A 25047-nucleotide genomic window follows, 5' to 3' on the forward strand; every position below is an offset into this window, starting at 1 on the left:
GGTATTAAGAATTCGCTCTTCAATTCTGCAGATATCTTTGACACCCATTAACTTTTTTTGGCTCAGGTTCACGGAGTTCTAGCACCATTTTTGATAACTTACTGAAAACCAAAGTATGAAACGGTTAGTTAATTTGGGGTTGATTTTGATAACGGGTTTATCATTCAGCACATTCGCTCAGCAAAGTGACAGTACCGGAATGCCCGGAGACAATTTTGATCTCCAAGCGGCACTGGATCTTTTTAAACAATCTAAAAACCTGGAAGACTTCGAAAAGAAACTGAATACAGAATCCAACGGAGTGAACAATTTGGACCTGGATGGAAATAATGTCATCGACTACATTCGGGTAGTAGACAATAAAGACGGGGACAATCACGCTATTTTACTTCAAATTCCGATCAATAAGAAAGAAACGCAGGATGTAGCGGCAATTGCTATTGAGAAACGCAGTGATTCCGAAGCACAACTGCAAATCATCGGTAATGAAGTCTTATATGGGGAAGAGAAAATTATGGAGCCGATCGAGGAGAGGGCGATTAAAAAACCTCGCGGTCCGGCTACTCTCAATTCACCTACGGTCATTGTATTTGTAAACGTTTGGTATTGGCCTTGTATTCAATACATTTACGATCCTTTTTATGACCCATGGTATTCCCCATATTACTGGGATTATTATCCTTCCTGGTGGTCTCCATGGCGACCGGTATATTATTACGTGTATTATCAACGTGTATATTATTACCACGGTTGGTGTCAGTATACTACATCTTATCACGTCCCGAACGCACACCGTATTTATGCCCGCAACAGTTCCAACAGTCCTTCTGTGAGATCAAGATATGCTCCTCAGCAAGCAGCTTACAAAGCACGAGTGGTGAACAAGCAATCTGCGAACGGAACAAAAGGAAGAATTGAACCGGGAAAAACAGGAACGGTTAACAATGCCGGCAGAACAAGCGGAAAAAAAATAGAACCTGCACGTCCGACAACGAATTCCGAGCCTAAAAATGTGAAACGGGAACAGTCGGCTCCACGACCGATCAATTCAAACAACCGGGGAAATGTAAACAATGGGGGAACAAATAAACCCAACAACGGAACAACCCGAACGGTTGAACCTGCCAGAAAGAATCCGACTACGGCTCCACAGCAAAGACCTGTAGAAAGAAGTCCGCAGCGAGTTCAACCACAGCCAAGACCGGTTGAGAAAGCTCCGCAAAGAGTTCAGCCACAGCCACAAAGACAAACGCAACCAATTCGGCAAACGCCTCAAAACAGACCAGTCAACAGACCTTCGAATGGAGGAGGCAGAGGACGCTAAAAAAACAGGGGCGCGATTAATCTCGCGCCCCTGCATGTAATAATCCCTTTATTTTAAATTCAAAAGCGAGATTAGTTATCTCGCTTTTGAATTTTATTTTTTCTTTCTGTTTTTGGCTTGCTCCAGTTGAGCTTTCTGAGCATCTTCCAAACGCTGCATAAAGCTTGATTTCTTCTTTGGTGCTGCCGTACCTTTCTTTGCAGAATTTGTTTGTGCTGCAGCCATTTTTGCTTTCAATTTTTCTTCATCAACGAAGAATTTCTTAATCACAAACATCAGGATGATCGTCATCAAAGTTGAGATAAAGTAATAGTAACTCAAACCTGAAGAATAATTATTGAAGAAGAAGATCATCAGGATCGGGAACATGTACATAATGATTTTCATGTTCGGCATTCCCGGCTGTTGCTGTTGTGTCATGTTTGATGAGTTCAAATGCGTATAAGCCAAGGTTGTTACAGCCATCAATAGTGTAAACAAGGAAACGTGATTACCGTAAAGCGGAATATAAGTTCCGAAATCCCAAATCGAATCAAATGAAGAGAGATCTTCTGCCCAAAGGAATCCACGCTGTCTTAAATCAAATGTTGCCGGGAAAAAGCGGAAAACAGCCAGTAAGATCGGCATTTGGAACAGCATCGGTACACAACCGGCCAGGGGCGAGGCTCCTGATGCCCGATAAAGTGCCATCATATCCATCTGCTTTTTCATTGCATCTTCCTTGTTCGGATATTTCGCGTTGATCTCATCGATCTGTGGTTTCAGGATCTTCATCTTAGCCGATGAAACGAACATTTTCCATTGAACCGGCATTAGAACCAATTTCAGGATAATTGTCAGTAATAGAATAGCCAGACCTGCATTAACACCTAAATTCAGGAAGAAGGTAAATACCGGTTGTACTGCATATAAGTTAATCCAACGGAAAAGACCCCATCCAAGATTTAAGATATCGTCATAGTCTTTGTCGTAAGCAGCCAATGTGTGGTAATCATTCGGACCGAAATACCAGGAAAAACTTGCTTTACCATCTTTTACAGACTGCATTCCCAAATTCAATTTCGAACGGTATTTGCGAATGTGTGTAAAATATTCTTTTGAGCCCTCTTTATAATTCGTAGAGGTAAATTTCGTTCCTTTTACTTTGAACCCATTGTCAGCATCCAGGATAGAGGAGAAGTAACTTTGTTTGTAAGCCACCCATTTCATATCTGTCTCAGCAACCTTATAGCTTTCAGCAACTTCATTATTCCAATCCAGTTTCCCGTCGGCAGATTCATAGCAGATGGTAGAAACTTTGCGCTGCTCAGAAAGCAATCTTTCAGAACGCAGCATTTCCATCTGCCAATCCAGCATGACTGAGTTCGGGATGACCTTGCCATTCAAATCCTTCAATTCAATCGTGTATCCCAAATCATACCCACCTTTCAAATTATAGGTATAAATGATCGAACCGTCAGCCACATCGTGTTTGAAAACAACTTTGTGTTTCGTTTTGGAAACGATCTCAAACTCTTTGTTTCCGGTTGTATATTTATTTCCTGCAATATTGAAGATCAACTGATTCTTATGATCCCCGTCTTTAAACAAATAAAGAGGTGTGATCTTGCCGTCGTTCTTTGCAAAATCCATATAGGATTCGTATTCTTTCAACTGAACGGCAGAAACAATACCACCTTTCGTAGAAAAATCCACGATCAGTTTTTCAGATTCAAGTCGAACGATTTCTCCTTTTGCGATAACTTTAGTGGGAGCTTTTACACGAGGAGCAACGGTAGTATCTTGTTTTGTCTTCTCATTGAAGTAAACCAAGTGACCTTTTTCGTCCTTAATCTGATTCCCATCCTTATCTTTCTTAGCAACAAGCACTGGTTTGTTCTTATTCGCCTTTTCTGTCGAATCAGTATCCTTTTTTGCCTGTTCTGCTAATTCTTTTTGCTCTTTCTGCTTGGCTTTAACCTCTTTTTCACTTGGCTGGCTCATGTATGTGAACACTACCAATAAGGCACCAATAAGCGTAAGACCAATAACTGTATTCCTATCCATTCGTTTTTGTTTATTTGCTTCATTTAAATCGAATCATCTAGTGAACCGATTTCATTGGAAGCAATGTTCTTTTTAATTTAATTTCTCAATATCCCGTTTCCCGCGGATATCTTTTTCGATCATCCCTCGGATGATTTTCTTTTTTCAATCGCTGCTTTCACAAAAGCAACAAATAAAGGATGTGGATTATCCACTGTACTTTTGTATTCCGGGTGATATTGCGCACCAACAAACCATGGATGATCCGGGATTTCAACCACTTCAACCAAGCCTGTTTCCGGATTTTTTCCTGTAGCGATCATTCCGGCTTTTTCAAAAGCTTCCAAATATTCGTTATTGAATTCGTAACGGTGACGGTGTCTTTCTTCGATCGATTCCGTGTTATAAGCAGAGGCAACCTGTGTATCCGGTTTCAACTGACATTTATAAGAACCCAAACGCATGGTTCCACCCATGTTTGAAATACTTTTTTGTTCTGCCATCATCGAGATTACAGGGTATTTCGAATCTTCTGCAATTTCAGTGGTATGTGCATCTTCGTACTTCAGGACGTGGCGAGCGAATTCAATTACCGCACACTGCATTCCCAAACAGATTCCAAAGAAAGGAACTTTGTTTTCACGCGCATACCGAACTGCTTCGATCTTTCCACTAATCCCGCGTGAACCGAATCCGGGAGCAACCAGGATTCCATCAAGGCCTTCCAGTTCAGCTTCGATATTTTGTTTTGTCAATGATTCCGAATGAATCCATTTCACATTCACACGTGCTTCATTTGCAACACCACCATGAATAAATGCTTCGGAAATTGACTTGTAAGAATCTTTCAACTCTACATATTTACCAACCAACCCGATATTTACCTCTTGTTTCGGGTTTTTGAGGCGAAGTAAGAACTCTTTCCATTTAGACAGTTCAGGAGAATTTTTAGAAGGCAGTCCCAGTTTTTCCAAAGCAACCTTATCCAATTCTTCCGCCTGCATTAAAAGAGGAACATCGTAGATCGACTCCGCATCGCGCGATTCAATAACGGCATTCATACTTACATTACAGAATTTCGCGATTTTCTTACGGATCGTTAAATCCAGTTCATGCTCCGTTCTGCAGCATAAGATATCCGGCTGAACCCCTAGTTCAAGCAATTGCTTAACGGAGTGCTGCGTTGGTTTTGTTTTCAACTCACCTGCAGCAGATAAATATGGAATCAATGTTAGATGAATAACCAAACAATCGCTTTCAAATTCCCACATCATTTGACGCACAGCTTCAACAAAGGGAAGTGATTCGATATCACCAACCGTTCCACCGATTTCCGTGATTACGATATCGAATTTCCCGGTTTTACCGAGGATTTGAATACGTTCTTTGATTTCGTCCGTAATATGAGGGATAATCTGAACTGTTTTTCCCAGGTATTCTCCTTTACGCTCTTTTTCAATTACGTTCTGGTAGATTCTTCCGGTAGTTACGTTATTGGCCTGTGAAGTAGGAACATTTAAAAAACGTTCGTAATGTCCTAAGTCCAAATCAGTTTCCGCACCATCATCCGTAACGAAACACTCGCCATGTTCATAAGGATTCAATGTTCCCGGATCAATATTGATGTAAGGATCTAATTTTTGGATTGTTGTAGAGTAACCGCGTGCCTGAAGCAATTTCGCCAAGGAAGCTGAGATAATTCCTTTACCCAAGGATGATGTTACCCCCCCGGTTACAAATACGTATTTTGTTGAATTGGACATATATAAAAATTGTAACTACGGGGCGCAAAATTACATCAAATAAATGAATAAACACGAATGTTTGAATAGCTTTTTCAGAAACAATCGGTGAAGTGTTCATTTCTTCATTTATAAGTATTAAAATGTTCGGTGAATGGTGATTTAGAATATAGAATGGAAAGAGATGCTTTGGTTTTAAACATGTTTACACAAATAAAAATGCTAAAAAAACAAGTTTACAAGCGTCATGAAACCCTTATAAACAAAGGGCTGTTCGCGATATCGCGAATTTGCAACCGACGGCACAAAAAAGACTGAATCAGTAGGGTAAACCATCATTGAGAAATGTCTGAAAGTAGAAGCGTGATTTCCTCACTCCTTTTCTGGTAAAAACATTTTCACCCGATTCACTCAATCGCGGATAATGTGGTGTATTCCGTACCATCTTCTTAGGGAAAAGTATCAAATCATGACTTAATTTATTTTGAAAGACGTGCCTGATCTGTTCGCTGTCCCAGCCCAGCCTGGTTCCGGCAGTTTGCATCCCAACAAAACAATGTTTCAGTTCCCCATATAAAATCCCGTGATTCAGTTTTCCAAACGGGCGGGAAGTCAGATCTCTAAATCCATTCGGCCCACCGGGAAAAGGAGTTCTATCCCAAATTGTTTCAGCTGTTTCGCCGGTCCAGATCGTCAATCCAATACTGGCTTTATACAAGCTATCTCTATACGACACAACCAATGCCCCGGTACGAAAGCGGTCTTTTGCCTGTCCTCCGAAGACATCGTTTTCCATCAAAATATCCACGCGCTGAATCCCGATATTCCAGGCTCCTGAGCGCTGGGAAGTTCCCAATCGATCTAAGTACCAATAATGTGCATATCCGATTGAATATTCTGACTTTGACTGATGCAATGGTCCGTCCCAATCCATATTCTGCGGATTTTTACCTTTCCCGAACATCAAAACACCCCCGGTGCTGAATCGAATCTCTCCGAAATTGATACGTTTCCCTAAATTGGTCAGGAAATAACGTGTTGTCGCACCTGCATTCAACTGGACAAAATCATTTCCCAGATAAGTATCCAATTTAAACCCAAATGAATTCTGATGTGAACCGAAGGATATCAGTATACCTGCTTTAATTCCTGCACCAGGTTTCCAGCGATTTTGGCCGAATACCAATACAGGAAATAAGAAGAAGATTAAAAATAAGAAGCGATTCATTGAAAACGAATTTACAATTTTCAGACCGAAATAGTCCGTCTTCCCGAAATACATCCAATCAACCACTAAAAGCGCCGTTTATTCCAAAGTCTTGTATTTCGCTTTAGAATTCATTTAACTTTGGTTTATGTTTAAAGCAAGAAGGACTTACTGGATGGCGCAAATAGGAGGATGGGCTTTACTCTCATTACTTATTTTTTCGGCATCTACCTTTTCAAATCAAAGTATCGACCTGCAAACAATCGTTATTTCCACGAGTTGTTTCTTCGTGATGGGAATCGTACTGACTCACCTGATGCGTTATTTCTTCATTGCAATGGGCTGGCTGAATATGCGCTTATCGAATTTGATTCCGCGCGTTCTGCTTACTTCGGTCTTCTTTGCGGCGATCATGTCGATTTTAAACACGCTCGTTTCGCATTTTGTTTCAGGAACTCCTTTCAGTTTTTCCATTGTTGAATTCTCACTGAACGTTGCGGCAACCCTGATCTTCTTCGTGTTGTGGAACAGTGTTTACTTTACGTTTCACTTTTTCCAACGGTCACGCGAACAGGAGGTAAGCAACTTACAGCTTACAGCCAGTCACAATGAAATTGAATTGAAAAACCTGCGTTCGCAACTCAATCCACATTTCTTGTTCAATTCCCTGAATTCTATTCGCGCATTGATAGATATCGAACCCTACCGTGCACAGGAAAACATTACGAAACTCTCCAATTTATTACGGAAATCATTAATCATCGGAAGCGAACAACTGGTTCCGTTGGAAGAAGAACTGTCGATCGTACAGGATTACCTGGACCTGGAGAAAGTACGTTTTGAGGAACGCCTGGAGATTATCCAGGAACTGAATCCAAAAGTGATGAGTTTCCTGATTCCGCCTTTTATTTTGCAAACATTGGTTGAAAACGCTCTGAAACATGGAATTTCACAGCTGATTGAAGGCGGAACCGTTTGGATCAGGGTCAAAAAAAAGACAGAATCCATTTTGCTTGAAGTAGAAAACAATGGGAATCTGCGCTCAACACGTAAAGACTCCATAGGAATAGGAATCTCCAATACACTCCGGAGACTGGAGTTACAATACAAGGGAAAAGCGCATTTTGAATTAAAACAGAACACCCCGAACACTGTTATTGCAATCATAGAAATTAAAGAAGCATGAGAACTATAATCATTGATGATGAGCGACTTGCTCGCGAAGAGTTAAAGAAACTCTTGAAAGATTATCACGAAATCGAGATCATTGACGAAGCCAAGAATCCGGAAGAAGGGATTGAAAAAATAAAAGCTTTGAAACCTGATTTGATATTCCTGGATATCCAAATGCCGGGAATGACCGGTTTTGATATGCTAAAGAAACTGGATGAGATTCCACAGGTAGTTTTTGTAACCGCATTTGATGATTTTGCTTTGAAAGCTTTCGAGGTAAATGCATTGGATTATGTGTTAAAACCGGTAGATCCGGCACGTTTGGACGAAACTATTAAAAAGCTGCTCAATAATTCCGAGGCTGATTTCCAATCCACGGCAAAAGCTCCTAAAATTGATCGTTCATCACGTCCTTTAACCATTTCCGATTCTATTTTCATCAAGGACGGTGAAAAGTGTTTCTATGTTTCACTGGATAAAGTGCGCTTGTTTGAAAGCGACGGAAATTATGTGAAAGTTTATTTCGAAAAAAGCAGACCGCTGATTTTAAGATCGTTGAACAGCCTGGAAGAACGCCTGGAGCCACAACATTTTTTCAGGGCTAACCGGAAATACATCATTAACCTGAACTGGATTCACAAAGTGGAAAACTGGTTCAATGGCGGTTTGCAGGTAGAACTAAAACCTCTAATTGTCAAAAATGCCTCAGGTGCAGATGAAATCCGTGAAGGGGAAAAGATCGAAATATCCAGAAGACAGGCTATTAAGTTTAAGGAGCTGTTCTCGATATAAACAGGTACTTCGACTTCGCTCAATGACCTGTTTATTAATATTTAAGCTGACTGAACGAAGTCGAAATCAACTCTCAATTAAAGTGATTCCATTCTCGTGGAGACTGATCAGACGCTGTTTGTAAAGATTTCCCACAACTTGTTTGAATACCTTTTTGGACCAGCCTGTTCTGTATTGAATTTCTTCCGGATCCGATTTGTCCGTTAAATCCAGGAATCCACCATTGTTTTCAAGCATTGCCAGGAATTTCCGGGCATGTGTGTCAATTTTGTCGTAGCCAGGTCTTTCCAAAACGATGTCCAGTTTACCATCAGGTCTTACTGTTTTCACATATCCTCTCAGAGTTTCACCCATTCTTACACGACGGTGCAGTTCATTCTTGAAAATCAATCCCTGATAACGGTTGTTGACCAATACTTTCAAGCCAAGATCCGTAAATTCCCAAACCATTAAATCAACTTCATCATCAGCCTGCAATTCATCATTGTTTACTGTATCCATGTACATTCCGATACGGGATGTGCCAACTAAGCGTTCAGTTGCCTCATCAATATACATGTATATGAAATAATGTTTGCCTTCTTCAAGCGGCTTCGGCTGTTCGCGATAAGGGATCAGCAAGTGCTTTTCAACTCCCCATTCGGCAAAAGCACCGTATTGGTTTACTTCAACTATTTTCAGGAAAGCAAATTGATTTACCAAAACTTTCGGGGTAAGTGTAGTTGCAATGATCCTGCCTTCAGAATCTTTGTACAAAAACACATTTACCATATCATCTATCTGAAAAGACGGATCAACATATTTTGTAGGCAACAATACATCATTGCCTTCTTCATCGACCAAATAAGCTCCCGGACTCGTAAAACGATCCAGGCGCAATTCATTATAAACTCCTAATTCCACAGAACAAAGGTAATCAAAAGAATTGCGAATGCCGAATTCCGAATTCCCGATTAAGGTTTAATCGCTTATTGCTGACAAGATCTGAATATGAATATCATGATGCTGTACCGGATTTATTTAATTGTTCCGGGATTTTATTTGCATCTTTAAAGTATAAAATACAGAACTATGAATCGATATATTACACCAGGTTTTTGCATTGCCCTTTTAGTTGTTTCTGCTTGCGGAAGCGGTGAAAAAAGCAAACTTGAAAAAGCTGACTGGCTTCTTGGAAGCTGGGAAAATAATTCGGAGCAAGGAAAAATGTCAGAGACCTGGGTAAAAGGTGATAATGATATGTACAGAGCGGAGACTTACTTCGTAATCGGCACCGATACAGTATTCAGAGAACATTCCGAATTAAAAGAAACAGATGAGACGCTGGAATGCGCGATTACAATTCAGGACCAAAACAATGGTAAACCGATCGTTTTTAAGCTAACGAAACAGGAAGATCATAAATTGGTATTTGAAAATCCGAAACACGATTTCCCACAAGTAATCACCTACATGCATGAGGGAGATTCTCTGATCGCAGAGATTTCCGGAAAACAAAAAGGGGAGTTCGCTAAAGAACGCTTTGCAATGGTGAGAGTGAAGTAAATAAATAGCAGATCAGTCCATTAAGGATTGATCTAACTATTAAATTATTTTTTTAGAATATTATGAATCCGATCAGAAATATAAATTCCCTGATTGCTTCGCTGCAATGATCATACAAGGCAGTTTCAACTCATTCGTTATAAGGGATTGAGCGAAATTATCAAACTGAGGAAGTAAACTTTCAGAGTGATATGCAATTGCGATCAGTTCGATGTTGTTTTCTTTCACGTAAGCCATTACTTTCTTCGAATAGCTGCCGCTTGAAGGAAGCAGGTTCACTTCACATTTGGCTCCTTTTTCGTCGTATTTGTTTCGAATTAACAATACCCGGTTTTTGGTTTGCTGTGACAAGCCTTCATCGGAATGCTTTTCCCCGATAACGTGAACAGTAGCATCAAAGATCCGTGCCAAATCTCCTGCTGAACTGACAATCTGAAGACTTTCTTTCGTCAAATCAATTGGCACGACGATATTTTTAATTTCCTGGTGTTTGGTTTCTTTTTGTACAATGATAAAAGGAACATCGCAACTGGTAATTACCTTCATTGCAAAACTTCCGGTGAGCTTTTGAAATCCTTTTGCTCCGTGGGTACCCATTAAAATTAACTGAGCGTGTTCCCGGTTTGCGATTTTGCTGATGTCCGTAAAAATATCACCGACCACAACGTGTACAAACATTTCGACACTTTCGGAAATTGCTTTCGATTTAACGATCTCCCACAACTTTGCTTCAACAGTCGGAATTTTGGATTTATTGTCAACCAAATGCAACAACATAATATCCGTTCTTACGTGCCTGCCAAGGAATAGCGCATAATCCAAAGCAGTGTTTCCAACCTCAGTTAAATCATGTGGGACGATGTACAAATTTCGACTCATAGCCATTATTTTTCACCAAAGTAGGAAAAAAGTCGCTTTAGTAAGTGTATTTATTTTTAACATTTTATTGTTGATGAATATTTCGCCGATTAATTCACCGATTTTAACGAAGATTGGCTAAAGTATCATCCGTTGCGCTCTACTTTTACCCATCTAAAAAAAACAATTATGTTCGGAATCATTCTCTTAATCATACTTTTAGCGCAGGCTACACTTTCATACACGCTTTTTGAATTTCAACATCCCTTTTTCATTGTACTGGGGATTTTACAACTTGTTTTATTTTTCGGGAGCATGATCATTATGATGCGTGCAATCCGAAACCGGAAGACAACAGATTACAGGAATGGATTTAATGCTTTCGGGGTGATGGTGGCCAGTGGCGTTCCTGCTTTAGGCTTTTTCCCATTCGGAATTATTTACCTTATAACGGGAATTGCATTTATCGAATACTTAGGATTCGGGATTGCTATTTCTTTATTCCTGGCGATCCTGACCGGAATTATTTGGGGGAGATGGAACTGGAAAACACATACTATTGAAATTCCATTTGAAAATCTTCCGGAAGACTCCGACGAATTAAGAATCGTGCAGATCAGCGATATTCATGTAGGCAGTTTCTTCAATAAATATGAAAAAGTAGAGAAAGCGATTCAGCAGATCAATCAGCTGGAAGCGGATTTTGTATTCTTTACGGGCGACCTGGTAAATAATATTGCAGAAGAAATGCTGGGATGGGAATCTGTGTTTTCAAAGATTCAGGCTAAAAAAGGAAAATACAGTATCCTTGGTAATCACGATTACGGCGATTACGTTCCATGGGAAAAGGAAGAAACCAAAAATGAGAACTTAAGTAAATTGATCGCGATCCATAAAGAAATCGGATTTACACCTTTGCTAAATGAAGCAGTTGAATTGAAACCGGGATTTTGGCTCTTGGGTGTAGAAAATTGGGGCACAGCTCCATTCAGACAAAGCGGAAAACTGGACGAAACGCTGGAACAAGTTCCTTCCGATGCATTTAAAATCCTGCTTTCACACGATCCGAGTCATTTTGACGAACAGGTTTTGAAAACAGACATTGATTTGACCTTATCCGGACACACACATGGAATGCAATTTGGGATCGAACGTTTCGGAATCAAGTGGAGTCCCGTTTCCCTGCGCTATAAGAAATGGGCAGGACTGTACCAGGTTGGAAAACAATTCCTGTATGTAAACCGCGGATTCGGTTATTTGGGTTTTCCCGGCAGAGTAGGGATTTATCCTGAGATTACATTGATTAAGCTGCGTCGCAACAATTGAAAATGGAAAATGGATAATTGAGAATTGAAAAGACCGGAGATGTTCCAAAACTTTTGATCCCGATAGCTATTGAGATTATATTCAATTTTCAATACCCTTAATCAAATTCTTCTTTTAGTGAAGGGATCTGAAATTCTACTTCACTCAACAAAAAAGGCTGTGAATCAATCACAGCCTTTCCTTTTAAGATCATTCCGATTTATTGAATTATCATGATTTTACCTATTTCAACAAATCCGTTCTCCGAGTTGATTTGATAAGTGTATGTTCCACTGTGCCATTGATCTGCCTTAATTATTAATTGCTGCATGTTTGAATCCAGTGTTTCTTCAAAAACAACTTCACCCAATGAGTTCAGAACCAGAACCTCCTTTTTAACTCCCAGTAACTGCTGTGAAAACAGAACCTGGAACATATCGGAGGCCGGATTAGGGAAAATGCGAATCAATGAATTAGAATCTTCATCTGCTATTCCTGCGGTTGAAGAGATCGTAAAACAGGTGTCCAGTTCACAAGCATTCGCATCTGAAACTTCAAGACAATATTCTCCCGGAACGGCTGTCATTACCGGGGAAGTTGTGTTGTCCTCCCAAAGAAAAGAATAGGGAGCAACACCCCCCTGTGTGCTTAGTGTGATCGTTCCGTTACATGTTGAACAAACAGCATTAACCACCGAAGCAGAAACACTAAGAGGAAGCGGTTCCGTTAGTGTGTAATCCGCATTGTAAATGCAATTGTGAGCATCCAAAACTACCAGATCATAATCTCCGGCAGAAAGGTTTAAAGCCGCAGGCCCTGTCTGACTAATCCCATTTCCCGTCCATGAAATCGAGTAGGGCGCGGTTCCTCCGCTTACAGAAACGTGAATGCTTCCTTCAGAACCGGAATTACAAAGGATATGTGCAAGTGAGTCGGTCACCAAAAAAGCGGAAACTGATTGAATACTGAATGAAGAATCGGCTGAGCAGCCCACAGCATCTGATAAATTTACCTCATAAGTTCCTCCATCCAGGTTATTCAAATCCTGTGTGAGCTCACCATTAGACCAGGAATACTGGATCAAACCGGAACCACCTGTTATTGTCAAATCAATTTCCCCTGTACTATCGGGGCAATCCGGTTGTATAACAGAAGCGCCAAGAGCCATTCCCGGGTAAACCAATAGATGAGTTGTATCCAAACCATTAATTACCGGATCACTGGATTTAATTCGCAAGAGGTAATTTGCACTGGCCGTACCGGCCGGAATAAATCCGTTAATCGTGCCTGTATTGGAATTGCTGTTCAAGGTGCCTAAAATCAAAGGGGCAGAAAAATCCCCTGAAGCATCCGACAATTCTAAGGAATAGCTGTTTCCGGCATTAAAAACTCCGGCAGAGTTAAAAGTAACCTGCACACTGTCGCTCAAAAGCGAGGAAACGCAAGTCGCATTATTTGATTGAACCACAGGAGCTGTTATTGAATTCGTAGTTACGCTTATTGCTTTCCCGTAAACCGCGCTATTATTGATCAGTTTCATAGTTCCCAGGGTACTGGCCGCGTGCCATGCTACCAGGCGGAAAACAACTGTATCGCCGGCAGCAACCGAAATAGGAGCGGGAGGAATAAATGACAAAATAGTAGTCGGGCTGTTTGTAGGATGCTGGATTACCCGTACACCGGAAACAACAGAAGTGAAAACATTACCGGTACCGGCTGATTTATATTGAAGGATACAGGAATCAGGTCCTGAAGCAGATCTTCCGAGAATTAGTACCAAACTATCAATTTCAGCTGTTGCAGTACTTGTTGCGCTAACAGAGAACGTGAGGTATTGATTGGCTGTGACAGCGGCATTGGCAGAAGGATTATTCCATTTACTTGAATTGATTCCATCTGCAGCTGTTGAAAAAGTATTTCCGGATCCACGAGTGATTTGTGTAAATGTGACTCCCGGAGCCGAAGGAATTGTTGCAAAGGAGTTAGTTGGAGTTGATACCCAGCCAGAGTAGGTATTCGGGCTAAATAGTGTTTGAGCTTTTAAATTAGTTGTACTCATTCCAAAAACAGAAATGAGCATCATTAACATCAGGTACTTTTTTTTCATTTTAAAGAACTTAAATAAAGAATTAAAAAGAGCTCTTCCGCCGAAACGGAAGAACTCCTCATAGTAGTCAGATAAATTATCGAATAACTATTTTTCTGTTTTAATCACGCGAAGCGTTTGGTTTTCAGAAGCAGATGTAATGCGGATAATGTAAGTTCCGGCAGTCAATTTTGACAAATCAGCCTGCAAACGGTGTGTTCCTTTTACTAAGTATTCGTTAGCAAGGATCATGCGCTCTTTTCCTGAAAGATCAAACACTACTACCGATACATTTTCATCAGAATCCGTTGTGAATGACAATGTTGACACCCCGTTAGTAGGATTCGGGAACAATTCAGCTAATGTTCCGTTTGCAGTTGTCGTTGTAATACCACGAGCTTCACCACAACCATCTGCATTTACATTTACTGCGAATGTTGTACTGCCACCACAATTATTAAATGTGCAGAAAGTTCCGCTTACAGTAACAACCGAGTTCACTGTACCGATCTCAATATTCGCACAATTACCAGTTGTGGACAATACAGCTGCATCACCAGTAGTTACAGTGAAATTATAAGCCGATGCTCCGATGCTATGAGATCCAAGACCTGTAACATTATCAACAGAAAGTGTATCCCACTCCGTGAACAATGTTGGAAAACCTCCAATTCCTGCCAAATCAGGATTTACTGTAATTCCTGAATAAACGCACGGTTTTCTTACCAATGTTTTGTTTTCTGTAGACCAACGGTATGTAGTGCTTAAAGTATCAGCATCTCTCCATGCAGATCCCGGATCATGTCCTACAGAACCAAAAATATCTGCAGTTGCAGCAGCAGTTACATTGAATAATACCAATGCATCATCCCCGTTGAATTGCAGGTCAGCAGAAAACAAATCTGGTGTTCCACTCCAAACTGTTGCACTTGGGTGAGCAACTACATATGCGTCACCAGCAGCCAATGTTCCTGAAAGTGCGATTGTATAAGTCGGAGCTCCCGATAAGGATGCACCGTTGTGGTAAGCTCTTAACTCGTATCCCGATAAATTTACACTTGCACATGTACCGTTGAAAATTTCAACATACTTATTCAATCCGCTTCCTTCCACATATTGAGAGAAGATCAGGTCTTTTGCTGCTACAGTCACACATGCCTGAGCAACATCTTCCGGACAACCCTGAACACCTCTTGATTGACAAAACTGAGCTTGCGGATAAACCAATACGTACTCTTGCCCCGAAATAGCCTCACAACCATCTTCATTGCTTACAGTAACATAATAAGTTCCGGAACCTGTCGGTGAAAACACATCCGAATCTGCTCCTGCAATAGAACCATCCTGGTTGAACCATTGGTAAATCGGATTGTCAAGGTCAGTTGTAGCCGTTAACACCGGCATTGTACTTCCTGCACACAGAATTGTTGATCCCGTAACAGCAATAGTCGCCGTTGGCTCTCCACAAGAAGTAGTTGACCCGCACGTCATTGCGATATCATCCACTCTGAATTGCGGATTAGAACTGGAAGTCCCGACCAAAGTGCTGCGAAAACGCACGCGCAGGTTTGGCACCAAAGCTCCCGCAGGCAAAGCCGCTGCTACTTTATACCATTTTGCAGTTCCGGTACCTGTTGGCAAGGCAGGAAAGCTGATTGAACTCCAGCTAGCCCCATTGTCGTTACTGTATTCCAATACAAGGAAGTCAATTCCATTGGAAGCATTTGTTGTTTTAAACAAACCGAAGCGGATAGAGTCACTTACCGAACACGACCCAGCATTAATTCCCTGAATCTCAAAATCCTCCTGTGCCTGAATCAAGGTATTGTAACTTCCGGAAGCACCAGTATAGCCGGTTGACGGAGAAGTTATTCTCATATCAGCAGTTCCGGAATACGTAAGTGATACCAAATCAAAATTACCGGCAGTTTCCCTGGCAGCAATTGTTTGAGTACCGCTTCCCACAGTTCCCATCGTTTCCACAAATTGTCCATTTGCGACAAATCCCATCATTGCGATTGCACTGGTAGCAATCAACTGTTTTAGTGTGTTGTTTTTTTTCTTCATGACTTTTCCTTATTAAAGTGAATAATGGTTTCGAAACCGAAGTAAAGTTACAAGCAACTGATTTTAAAGGTTTAAAGTCAATAACAACAATGTTTTAAGTTTTTCGATAGATTGGAAGCTATATTAATTTTCAACAAACTATTTGGAACAAAAAATCGTTTTAGATATGAGAAAATACGTTTGAGCAATGTGTACTTTCTTTTAAAACGAATGAAGAATAAAATCTTGGACTAATTTTTGGAATATATAAGAAGTGGTTAATTCCGGAATCCGGTTTGATTTTGCTTGTTGGATTTTTCGTTAAAAACAGGTTCTGTTTTCAATTATTCACGGTTTCTCAAAAAATAAACACACACGTAATCAATCATTTACATTCCGTCAACAAGATTCATAAAAGAGTTTGTAAATTGTTCCAATTCGGATTGGGTTTCGGAATCAGTCAGTTGTCCGGACATTGAAATTTTACTTTTTATCCCGGAAATCAGAAGGGTGGTTTCATCAATAAATTGTGCCATTAATGTACGCATGATCAGCTGCAATTCTTCGTGAGCTTTTTCTCCCTGGGCAGAGGCGGTGATCAATCCTGTTGGTTTATCTGAGAAAATGGTGGTTGATACACACCATTCGATTGCATTTTTTAGTCCGCTGGGAATACTGAACACATATTCCGGAGTACAAATGATAATTCCATCCGCTTGTTCGATCTGCTTTCTAAAATTGACTACTTCCTCCGGGGGATTATTTACGGATAATTCAGGATCGAAGTGGGGAAGAGATTTCAATTCATTGAAAAGAATCCATTCGAAATCCTTCCCGGTTTCTTTTGCCAGGAACTCAATTAATCGTTGATTGGCAGAGTTTTCGCTTGCGCTTCCGATGATTGCGAGGACTGTTTTCATTCTTAAAAGATAGGAGACTTTAGACGAAAGACTCAAGACAAAATGAAGATTGAAATAAAAATTCAAGTCTTCTGTCTTACATATCGAGTCTTAAGTCTTCGTTAATTCCCACTCTCCAAACGTTTCTGGCGCTGCATCGGATTTTCGTTGCTTTGTTTTTGTTGAAACAACTGGAACCGTGTTGGCTTTGAAGCAGGAGGGAAGGAGTTGTTATTCACATCACAATCTGCTGTTTCCAAAAAGGGATCCAATTGGAATGAGGCAACCGGTTTATCGAAGATCAGCACTTTTGTCACCGTAATATCGTCCATTCTCCAGATTTCAGCAGGAATACGCACTTCCTGGGTAGAACCGTCTTCAAATTTTGCCTGAATGATCAGAGGAGTTACCAAACCACCTTTATTTGTGAAAGCCAGTTCATAGAACTGTTTTTTGGAATCCAGCAACTTCTTTTGCTCAGGAGTCAGTTTTGCCTGGAGATCATCGTATTCTTTTTTATCCAAACGATCCACCTTATAAATATCTCTTTTCGCATAGAAGTCATCGATCGTAGTATCTCTCTCGTTAACAGTTTGTTTAATCGATTCTTTATTCCGGATATCTCCGATGAACTGCGGTTTTGAATCGGCTTCTTTTTTACTTTCCGCTTTTTCAATTTCAGGATTATTTGAATTCAATTCGAACTGTTTTACATAGTCAAGCGATACATCAACATATTCCGTTGAATAAAACCAACCTCTCCAGAACCAATCCAAATCCACACCTGAGGCATCTTCCATAGTTCGGAACAGATCAGCAGGAGTAGGATGTTTGAACTTCCAGCGCTCGCAATAAGTTTTGAATGCAAAATCGAATAATTCACGTCCCATTACTGTTTCGCGCAAGATATTCAGGGCTGTAGCCGGTTTACCGTAAGCATTGTTTCCGAATTGCCAAATCGATTCGGAATTGGTCATGATCGGAGAAATGAATTTTTGGTCGCCGCGCATGTAATCCGTGATCATAGCAGCCGGACCTCTTCGTGAAGGATAACCGCGTTCCCATTCCTGTTCTGTCAGGTATTGAACGAAAGTATTCAAGCCTTCATCCATCCAGGACCACTGACGCTCATCCGAATTGATGATCATTGGAAAAAAGTTATGTCCGACTTCGTGGATAATCACACCCCACATACCGTATTTTGTTTGCTCCGAATAGGTTCCGTCTTCGTTCGGACGTCCGCCGTTGAAACAAATCATCGGGTATTCCATTCCGATTTGATTCGAATGAACAGAAATTGCAACCGGATAAGGGTAATCGATCGTGTATTTTGAATAAGTCTGAATGGTATGAGCTACCAGTTTCGTTGAATAGCGTTCCCACAGCGGATTTCCTTCTTTCGGATAAAAAGACATGCATAAGATATTCTTGCCTTTCACAACTGTATTTTGTGCATCCCACATGAATTTACGGGAAGTAGCAAAAGCAAAATCACGTACGTTTTTCGCCTTAAAGGTCCAGGTTTTAGTAGCCGTTGCTTTGTTCTTTTCTGCGTTCTCAGCTTCGGCTTGGGTTACTATTAAAACCGGAGTATTGGAAGTTTTCGCTTTTTCCATCCGCTGTTTTTGTTCAGCCGTCATCACAGAAGCGCCATTTTGCAATTCACCAGTTCCGGCCACCACGTGATCGGAAGGAACCGTAATTGAAACCTCGTAATCACCAAACGGAAGAGTGAATTCTCCTTTGCCCAAAAACTGTTTGTTCTGCCAACCCTCTACGTCATTATAGACGCACATTCTAGGGAAGAACTGAGCGATTGTATACAAGTAGTTATTATCCTTTTCAAAATATTCATAGCCTGATCTTCCCCCGAATTTCATCCGATCATTGATATTGTACCACCATTTAATCCGGAAAGAGATGCTTTGTTTTGGTCCGAGCGGTTTTGCCGGATCGATCCGCATCATGGTTTTATTGATCGCATAACGCATTTTTTCTCCATTTACCGTAGCAACCATTTCGATATTGAATCCGCCTTCAAAAGTCATCAATTTACGCTCTACATCTTTTATCGACTGGAAATCCTCCATTTTCTCCACTGCAATCAGTTTGCTGTCGGAATCCGGTTTGAAGATGTTTTGGTCCAGCTGCAGCCACAAATATTCAAGCACATCCGGTGAATTATTTGTGTAAGTTATTACCTCTTCTCCACGAATCATTTGTTTGGTATCATCCAAAGTCAGACTCATTTTGTAATCTGCCTTTTGCTGGTAATAACCATGTCCCGGAGCTCCTGCCGCAGTGCGGTATTCATTAGGAGTCGGAAGTTCTATATCCAATTGAGCAAATTTTGTTTGTGCAGAAACGTTTAATGCCGAAAGGACAAGAGAGAGAGAAAGGATTTTTTTCATAATTACAGGGTTATGATTTCTGTAGGTTTTGTGGGTAAGAATACAGCTGTTTGTTTGTGTGAATTGCGAATAAATGTGACTTTGTTTTGCTGATTCGGGAAAGATTCCATCAGCAGGTCGAACTTAAAAGCAAGTGATTTCATTAATTCAAGGGGTTCACTTTCCATGTAAACGTAAAGCAAGCCGGTAGGCAGAACATCAAATCCGATTAATTTCAATACAACAGGTGAATTATCTGCAGTGATACTGAATCCAGTTGACAGATGTGATTCGAGTTGTTTTTTGAAACCGGGATTCTGTGATTGATTTTCAATGTGTTTATCCAGAAGGATTCCCGATCTTTTCATATCGGATTCGAGATCGTGTGCACTCATTTCGAGAGTAATCTCCAGTTTTCGGGTCGATCCGTTGTATTCTACTTCGCCAAAAGCAAAATAATACTCGTGCGCATTCGCTGAAAACAAAACAGAAATAAATGCAAAGACTGCGACGAGCTTCTTCATAAAGTAGAATATTGAAGCAAAAATAGCAGAATGCTTTTAGAAGTGAGTCGAAATTTGACTAAAGGGGGAATATTCGGGTTAAGCAGGTAAAAAAAGAGGATAAAGTTCAAATAATTACGAATTACGTCCCGATAGCTATCGGGATACGAATTACGAATTACTTGAACTTTAAATATTTCTCTAATCTATTGCGGATTATTTATTCCCTTTTGCGTGATCAGCCAGGAATTGAGCCAATCCGTTATCCGTTAAAGGATGTTTTGCCAAAGCCAGGATTGCGCTAAGAGGACCTGTCATAACATCCGAACCAATTTCTGCACATTGAATAATATGCATCGGGTGACGGATAGATGCAGCAAGTATCTCCGTTTCGAATCCGTAGTTATCAAAAATGATTCGAATTTGCTGGATAAGATCCAAGCCATTTGTAGAAACGTCATCCAAACGTCCGACAAAAGGAGAAACGTAAGAAGCACCTGCCTTTGCTGCCAATAATGCTTGTCCGGCACTAAAGATCAATGTACAGTTCGTCTTGATTCCTTTGGATGAAAAGTATTTGATAGCTTTAATACCTTCCGGGATCATCGGGATCTTCACTACGATATTTTTGTGCAATTCCGCTAAAGCTTCACCTTCACGGATCATGCCTTCGAAATCAGTTGCGATTACTTCTGCACTTACCGGTCCGTCTACAATTTTGCAGATATCCACGTAGTGTCTCAAAATATTGTTTTGACCTGTGATTCCTTCTTTAGCCATTAAAGACGGGTTTGTTGTAACACCGTCCAAAATTCCCAAATCATTTGCCTCACGAATGTCGCTCAGGTTTGCTGTATCAATGAAAAATTTCATGTTTGTTTTTATTTGAGAACAAAGATAAACTCATTTAATAAGTAATTGTGCTTTCCCTTGTTAAATCCTTCACACTTCCATACTTCCCTCATACTATATCCGTACTTGATCCATACTTGATCTATGCTTTACCCATATGTGAAGATCGGGAGAGGGTGTGTGTTCAAGATTGGACAGATTTAAGCAAATTAAATTTGACGTAATTCCGCAATATTACGACCGGCTTAAATAATCACTTTAAATAAATTCGAATCAGCCATAACTGGCGGGGATCTCAGAAGCTAAACAAAAAAAAATAAACATGCGTTTAATCAGTTGATCTTATTGTTTCCTTTTATCGGACTTGAAAGAGAGGGATAGCCAAAGAGGGAATAAAAAAAAAAGAAATTGAACCTCCGGAAAATTAGGCAAAAAAAGAGGGGTAAGCTACTCTTATCGCACCGCTACAACCTCATACCTTTGCTACGTTCCCGTCCTGGAGGATTAAGAGGGAGCTGGTCGTAAAAGACTTACCCCGCCGCAAAATTAGTGTTTTCTCAGAGATAATGAACTCAAAAAGCGATTTTTTCTCAAATGATTTGATTCGACGGGTTAATCAACTCACAATCAAACGAGTGAATTGTTGATTTATCAAGGATTAAACCGGAATTCCAGTTGTTTTTCCGAAAGTTCTTTCATGAATACGAAACCGGTTCGTTCCAATAAGGCAATAGCTTTACTGTTTTCTTTTCCGGTAATTGCAATTACCCGGGACAGTTTCATCGAATTTAATCCAAATTCAACTGCCAGGAGTAAGGCCGGGGACATCAATCCCTTTCCGCGAAATGAGGATTTCAAAATAAAACCTAATTCACCTGTCCCATTTTCAAATCCGCGGTAATAACCCACAAAACCAATCAATTCTTTTGTTGGAAGGTATTCAATGACCCAATTGACTGTATCTCCGTCCAAATAGTTCTGATGGATGCGGTTTGTCATTGCGATTCCTTCCTCCAATGTTTCAGGTTTCTTTCCATCATAAGTCAGAATTTCAAGCAGGGAAGGAATATCTTTCGATTTAACCTCTCTTAGGAGCAACTCCGAATGCCTTAGTTCAGGAAAAATGGAATATGGAGGAAGATTCATCTAACGGCTTTCTAATTGAATAGTATCTAAAACTACAAACTCATGGTCGGCAGTAATACCATCAACCTCTAATAATGTCCAATAAAATTTCGGATTGCGCAAGGTTTCCCGATACATTTTAACGTGATAATTGAGTTTATCGTTAGCCATGAGAACCCGATAATAGGGAATATTTGCGTTACATTGGAACATTTGAGGAACAAGAGAACCTCCCGTACAGTGAATTCCATAATTTATATCACAATGATAAAATAGTATTTTCCTTGTCTTGAAAGTATGATTTAAAACACTGAGCTCATAAGTTACTGTTTCTTCAGAGGAATCCTTTAATTGTTTACAGACCAGTTCTAAATCAGGAACGGAATCATTTACAAATGGAAAACGTTCGATCGGAACTTCGGACACCTCATTCTTAGTTTCACATGAAATTGAGAACAGAATAACTGAAAGTGTACAAAGAATGAAAAATAAAAGGCGCATCGATCATTGAGTTGATCTATAAAATTAAGTATTTCAAACTAACTCTCGTCTTTTTGCTTTTCTCCAGCTTAACTTATTCTTTTTAAGCAGGTAAACTTGTTTCAGTTTCGCTTTTGAAATCCCGTTTTTCGTTTTGACCTTCAGCTTTTTTGCTTTATTCTTTTCAATATAGTATTTATCTTTTTTGATATAGCACAATTCAAAACCATCCTGGTAAACCGGTCCATACCAGGTATTACCGCCTCTTCTTTCAAGCGGAATAAACAAATCGAAATCCGGGTGGTAGTAACCGATTTTATCAATTCCATTCACTTTTACCTTTAACTCCATTTCTTCTTTGGGAGAAGCGATTTTGTAATCTGAAGTATAGAGCAAACAAGCATTCGATGAAACGGAATCCCTGTTCAAAAATTGATTCAGGATTCTTTGAGCTTTTTCTTTGTACAAATACCATTCTTTATTGATCGAATAATAGCTAATTACTGTTTCAATATCATCAGGGAAATTCATCGTATCATTGAACAAACGTTCAGGTTTGCTTTGCGGATAATGCAGGAAAAACGATTTCCCGGTTTGTGATTCCTCCGGGAAAATCAAGTACAGTTTCCCGGGGATATATCGATCCAGGATAAGATCACAGTTAATCCTTTTCGCACCGGAGCAAAACCTGGCCACACGTGCCACAGAATCATAAATGATCGATTCATCCAGCTGTCTCCAGTTATCATTTCCGGATTGTTCTACTAATTCAAACAACTTTACCCGATCGTTCCAAAAAGGAGCCGGTACTTCCATACACGTTTCAAACTTTTGCTGTTCTTCCTTTGAAACAGAGAAACAGGTATCTATATCAAACAAAACCATTCCATAAGTAACCAAGCGTTCTCCTCTGTCTGTTACCAGGTCAATACCGTTGGCTTTCGCATCTGCTTCCGTCTGTAAATACTTCATCTTTGGCTTCAGTGCACAAATTCCGCAGTCACCAAATGAAGAAAGATCTCTTTTGATAATCACCCCATCCGGTGATTTAAATGTTACATCATTTCCTTCCATGGGTGTCAGATACACATCCACACGACGCTGAAATGCCGGATGCTTACTTTGGACACTGGAATTAAAATCTTCGCCTTCATTAAAGGTTCGTATCTCTTTCGGAGCGACCTTTTTTGATTTCAGATAATTCAGAACTGCATCAATCCTGTTTTGAGAAAGCCTGCTGTTATAATCAGACGTGTTTGACGTATCTGTATACCCGTAAATTTCAAGGATAAATTCAGAATTATTCATTGTTTTGATCAAACTATCAACCGTCAATTGTCCTTCAGACTTTAGCTCCGACTTATTCAGATCGAAAAAAACGCTGCTTGCTTTACAAAAGTCCTGGGCATATAAACCGGAAAGACATAAAAACAGAATGAGAAAAGATAATAGATACTTCATGAACCAATATGTTCGAAAATGAAAAAAGTAAACCGGTTTTAATGGAGAATTGAAAAGACAGAGCAGTCACTCAATCTTATTCTACACGAATAAGTGTATCATCCAATTCTTCCAATCCATGCTGAGCAACGAGTAATTTCAGCTGACCGATATATTGAGCCGTTTCGTGAAGTGATTTAAACAGGAGAGGAGTGAGCCATGCGATATTGTCGCGAAGTCCCTGATTGTATTGCAGGAAAACATTCATCCATTGCTTGTAGTTATCGCGTTCCAATGATTCCCAATACATTTCGGGAAGTACATCATTCAAATCGGATTCAATTTCCAGGTCCAGAATTCCGCAAACCGCAATGTGCTGCGAATTGATCAATTGAGAAACAGCAACTTTGATATCCCAGGGAATATCCGCATCGTTTTTAGTCAAATGAGCAATCCAGCTCAAATTTAACTGATGGATATAAGAGAATCGCTGCTGGAAAAAATCGAGCATTAAAGTTGTTTCAGGGAAGAAATAGTTGCTTTCGGATCCGGACTATTGAATACAAAGCTACCGGCTACCAAAGCATCCGCACCTGCATCTACCAATAATTTTCCTGTTTCCGTATTTACTCCACCGTCCACTTCAATCAATGCTTTCGATCCTGATTTCGCGATCAGTTCTTTGGTTTGTTTCACTTTTTCAATTGCCTGGTGAATGAATTTCTGTCCGCCAAATCCCGGATTTACCGACATGATCAAAACCAAATCCAAATCTGCGATCACATTTTCCAGAACAGAAACAGGTGTATGCGGATTCAATGCAACTCCGGCTTTCATTCCTGCTTCGTGAATAGCGCCGATTGTGCGGTGCAAATGCGTACAAGCTTCGTAATGAACTGTCAGGATATCTACTCCAGCTTTCGCGAAATCACTTACATATTGATCCGGATTTACGATCATGATATGACAATCAATGGTCTTTTTCGCCACTTTCTTCAATGCTGAAATAATGGGGAAACCAAAAGAAATATTCGGAACAAAGACTCCATCCATTACATCGACATGAAACCAGTCTGCCTCACTTTGATTAATCAATTCAAAATCGCGTTCGAGGTTTCCAAAATCGCATGACAAGATAGAAGGAGCAATTATTACTGACATATTTCTAATTTTTTTCACAAAAGTACTAAATCCTTTTTCTTAATTATCAATTAGCAATGGTGTAATTATCAAGAGGAGACCTCTTAATCAATTG

General features: G+C 40.1%; 21 protein-coding genes and 1 other RNA gene. 5 read left to right on the forward strand and 17 right to left on the reverse strand.

The window, feature by feature from the left end; all coding sequences use genetic code 11:
• Positions 1 to 115 precede the first annotated feature (115 nt).
• Positions 116 to 1324, forward strand: a complete 1209-nt coding sequence (locus K0S23_RS02845; protein WP_300353944.1) for a hypothetical protein — start codon at positions 116 to 118, stop codon at positions 1322 to 1324.
• A 93-nt stretch (positions 1325 to 1417) separates the two neighbouring features.
• Here the strand turns inward: K0S23_RS02845 and yidC are convergent, their stop codons facing one another.
• The 3 genes from yidC to K0S23_RS02860 all read right to left on the reverse strand — a co-directional run bounded on the left by yidC (position 1418) and on the right by K0S23_RS02860 (position 6319).
• A complete protein-coding gene (gene yidC, locus K0S23_RS02850) occupies positions 1418 to 3370 on the reverse strand; it encodes a membrane protein insertase YidC (RefSeq protein ID WP_300353947.1) in 1953 nt (650 codons plus the stop codon).
• Positions 3371 to 3489: 119 nt separating this feature from the next.
• The gene (locus K0S23_RS02855) at positions 3490 to 5112 is read right to left on the reverse strand and encodes a CTP synthase (protein WP_300353950.1); all 1623 of its coding nucleotides are present in this window, start codon (positions 5110 to 5112) and stop codon (positions 3490 to 3492) included.
• Positions 5113 to 5410: 298 nt separating this feature from the next.
• Positions 5411 to 6319: a polymorphic toxin type 23 domain-containing protein gene (locus K0S23_RS02860; RefSeq protein WP_300353953.1), complete on the reverse strand. Its 909-nt coding sequence runs from the start codon at positions 6317 to 6319 to the stop codon at positions 5411 to 5413.
• Between the two features lie 127 nt (positions 6320 to 6446).
• Between K0S23_RS02860 and K0S23_RS02865 the strand changes: the two genes are divergently transcribed.
• On the forward strand, positions 6447 to 7484 hold the full coding sequence (locus K0S23_RS02865; protein WP_300353956.1) for a histidine kinase: 1038 nt from the start codon (positions 6447 to 6449) through the stop codon (positions 7482 to 7484).
• A complete protein-coding gene (locus tag K0S23_RS02870; RefSeq protein WP_300353959.1) occupies positions 7481 to 8263 on the forward strand; it encodes a response regulator in 783 nt (260 codons plus the stop codon). The genes K0S23_RS02865 and K0S23_RS02870 overlap by 4 nt, the downstream gene beginning before the upstream one ends.
• Before the next feature lie 66 nt (positions 8264 to 8329).
• On the opposite strand, the gene K0S23_RS02875 is transcribed toward K0S23_RS02870, so the two are convergent.
• Positions 8330 to 9166, reverse strand: a complete 837-nt coding sequence (locus K0S23_RS02875; protein ID WP_300353961.1) for a S1-like domain-containing RNA-binding protein — start codon at positions 9164 to 9166, stop codon at positions 8330 to 8332.
• A 168-nt stretch (positions 9167 to 9334) separates the two neighbouring features.
• Between K0S23_RS02875 and K0S23_RS02880 the strand changes: the two genes are divergently transcribed.
• On the forward strand, positions 9335 to 9808 hold the full coding sequence (locus K0S23_RS02880; protein WP_300354002.1) for a DUF6265 family protein: 474 nt from the start codon (positions 9335 to 9337) through the stop codon (positions 9806 to 9808).
• Between the two features lie 72 nt (positions 9809 to 9880).
• On the opposite strand, the gene K0S23_RS02885 is transcribed toward K0S23_RS02880, so the two are convergent.
• On the reverse strand, positions 9881 to 10687 hold the full coding sequence (locus K0S23_RS02885; protein WP_300354005.1) for a universal stress protein: 807 nt from the start codon (positions 10685 to 10687) through the stop codon (positions 9881 to 9883).
• Between the two features lie 168 nt (positions 10688 to 10855).
• Here K0S23_RS02885 and K0S23_RS02890 point away from each other — a divergent pair, with 168 nt between their 5' ends.
• Complete coding sequence (locus tag K0S23_RS02890; protein WP_300354008.1) at positions 10856 to 11992, forward strand: metallophosphoesterase; 1137 nt, start codon at positions 10856 to 10858, stop codon at positions 11990 to 11992.
• A 199-nt stretch (positions 11993 to 12191) separates the two neighbouring features.
• Here K0S23_RS02890 and K0S23_RS02895 read toward each other — a convergent pair whose 3' ends face one another.
• From K0S23_RS02895 to rpe, 12 genes are all read right to left on the reverse strand, one after another.
• Positions 12192 to 14078 (reverse strand): T9SS type A sorting domain-containing protein, encoded by a 1887-nt coding sequence (locus tag K0S23_RS02895; RefSeq protein ID WP_300354010.1) that lies wholly within the window; start codon positions 14076 to 14078, stop codon positions 12192 to 12194.
• Between the two features lie 87 nt (positions 14079 to 14165).
• Positions 14166 to 16124 carry a T9SS type A sorting domain-containing protein gene (locus K0S23_RS02900; protein WP_300354013.1) on the reverse strand — a complete coding sequence of 653 codons (1959 nt, stop codon included), beginning with the start codon at positions 16122 to 16124 and terminating at the stop codon, positions 14166 to 14168.
• Between the two features lie 368 nt (positions 16125 to 16492).
• A complete protein-coding gene (locus K0S23_RS02905) occupies positions 16493 to 17023 on the reverse strand; it encodes an NADPH-dependent FMN reductase (RefSeq protein ID WP_300354015.1) in 531 nt (176 codons plus the stop codon).
• Between the two features lie 101 nt (positions 17024 to 17124).
• Positions 17125 to 19413: a M1 family metallopeptidase gene (locus K0S23_RS02910; protein WP_300354018.1), complete on the reverse strand. Its 2289-nt coding sequence runs from the start codon at positions 19411 to 19413 to the stop codon at positions 17125 to 17127.
• Between the two features lie 2 nt (positions 19414 to 19415).
• Positions 19416 to 19916, reverse strand: a complete 501-nt coding sequence (locus K0S23_RS02915; protein ID WP_300354021.1) for a DUF6702 family protein — start codon at positions 19914 to 19916, stop codon at positions 19416 to 19418.
• Between the two features lie 195 nt (positions 19917 to 20111).
• A complete protein-coding gene (gene fsa, locus K0S23_RS02920; RefSeq protein WP_300354024.1) occupies positions 20112 to 20768 on the reverse strand; it encodes a fructose-6-phosphate aldolase in 657 nt (218 codons plus the stop codon).
• Positions 20769 to 21184: 416 nt separating this feature from the next.
• Positions 21185 to 21283: signal recognition particle sRNA small type (gene ffs / locus K0S23_RS02925), an RNA gene on the reverse strand.
• Between the two features lie 115 nt (positions 21284 to 21398).
• On the reverse strand, positions 21399 to 21893 hold the full coding sequence (locus K0S23_RS02930) for a GNAT family N-acetyltransferase (RefSeq protein ID WP_300354026.1): 495 nt from the start codon (positions 21891 to 21893) through the stop codon (positions 21399 to 21401).
• Positions 21894 to 22373, reverse strand: a complete 480-nt coding sequence (locus K0S23_RS02935; protein ID WP_300354029.1) for a hypothetical protein — start codon at positions 22371 to 22373, stop codon at positions 21894 to 21896.
• Between the two features lie 33 nt (positions 22374 to 22406).
• Entirely contained in the window at positions 22407 to 23813 is a 1407-nt protein-coding gene (locus K0S23_RS02940; RefSeq protein ID WP_300354032.1) for an OmpA family protein, read from the reverse strand.
• Positions 23814 to 23889: 76 nt separating this feature from the next.
• On the reverse strand, positions 23890 to 24303 hold the full coding sequence (locus K0S23_RS02945; protein WP_300354035.1) for a hypothetical protein: 414 nt from the start codon (positions 24301 to 24303) through the stop codon (positions 23890 to 23892).
• Complete coding sequence (rpe, locus tag K0S23_RS02950; RefSeq protein WP_300354038.1) at positions 24303 to 24953, reverse strand: ribulose-phosphate 3-epimerase; 651 nt, start codon at positions 24951 to 24953, stop codon at positions 24303 to 24305. Before rpe ends, K0S23_RS02945 begins: the two co-directional genes overlap by 1 nt.
• Positions 24954 to 25047: the final 94 nt, after the last annotated feature.

Source organism: Fluviicola sp., assembly GCF_029266855.1.
Taxonomy (GTDB): domain Bacteria; phylum Bacteroidota; class Bacteroidia; order Flavobacteriales_D; family Crocinitomicaceae; genus Fluviicola.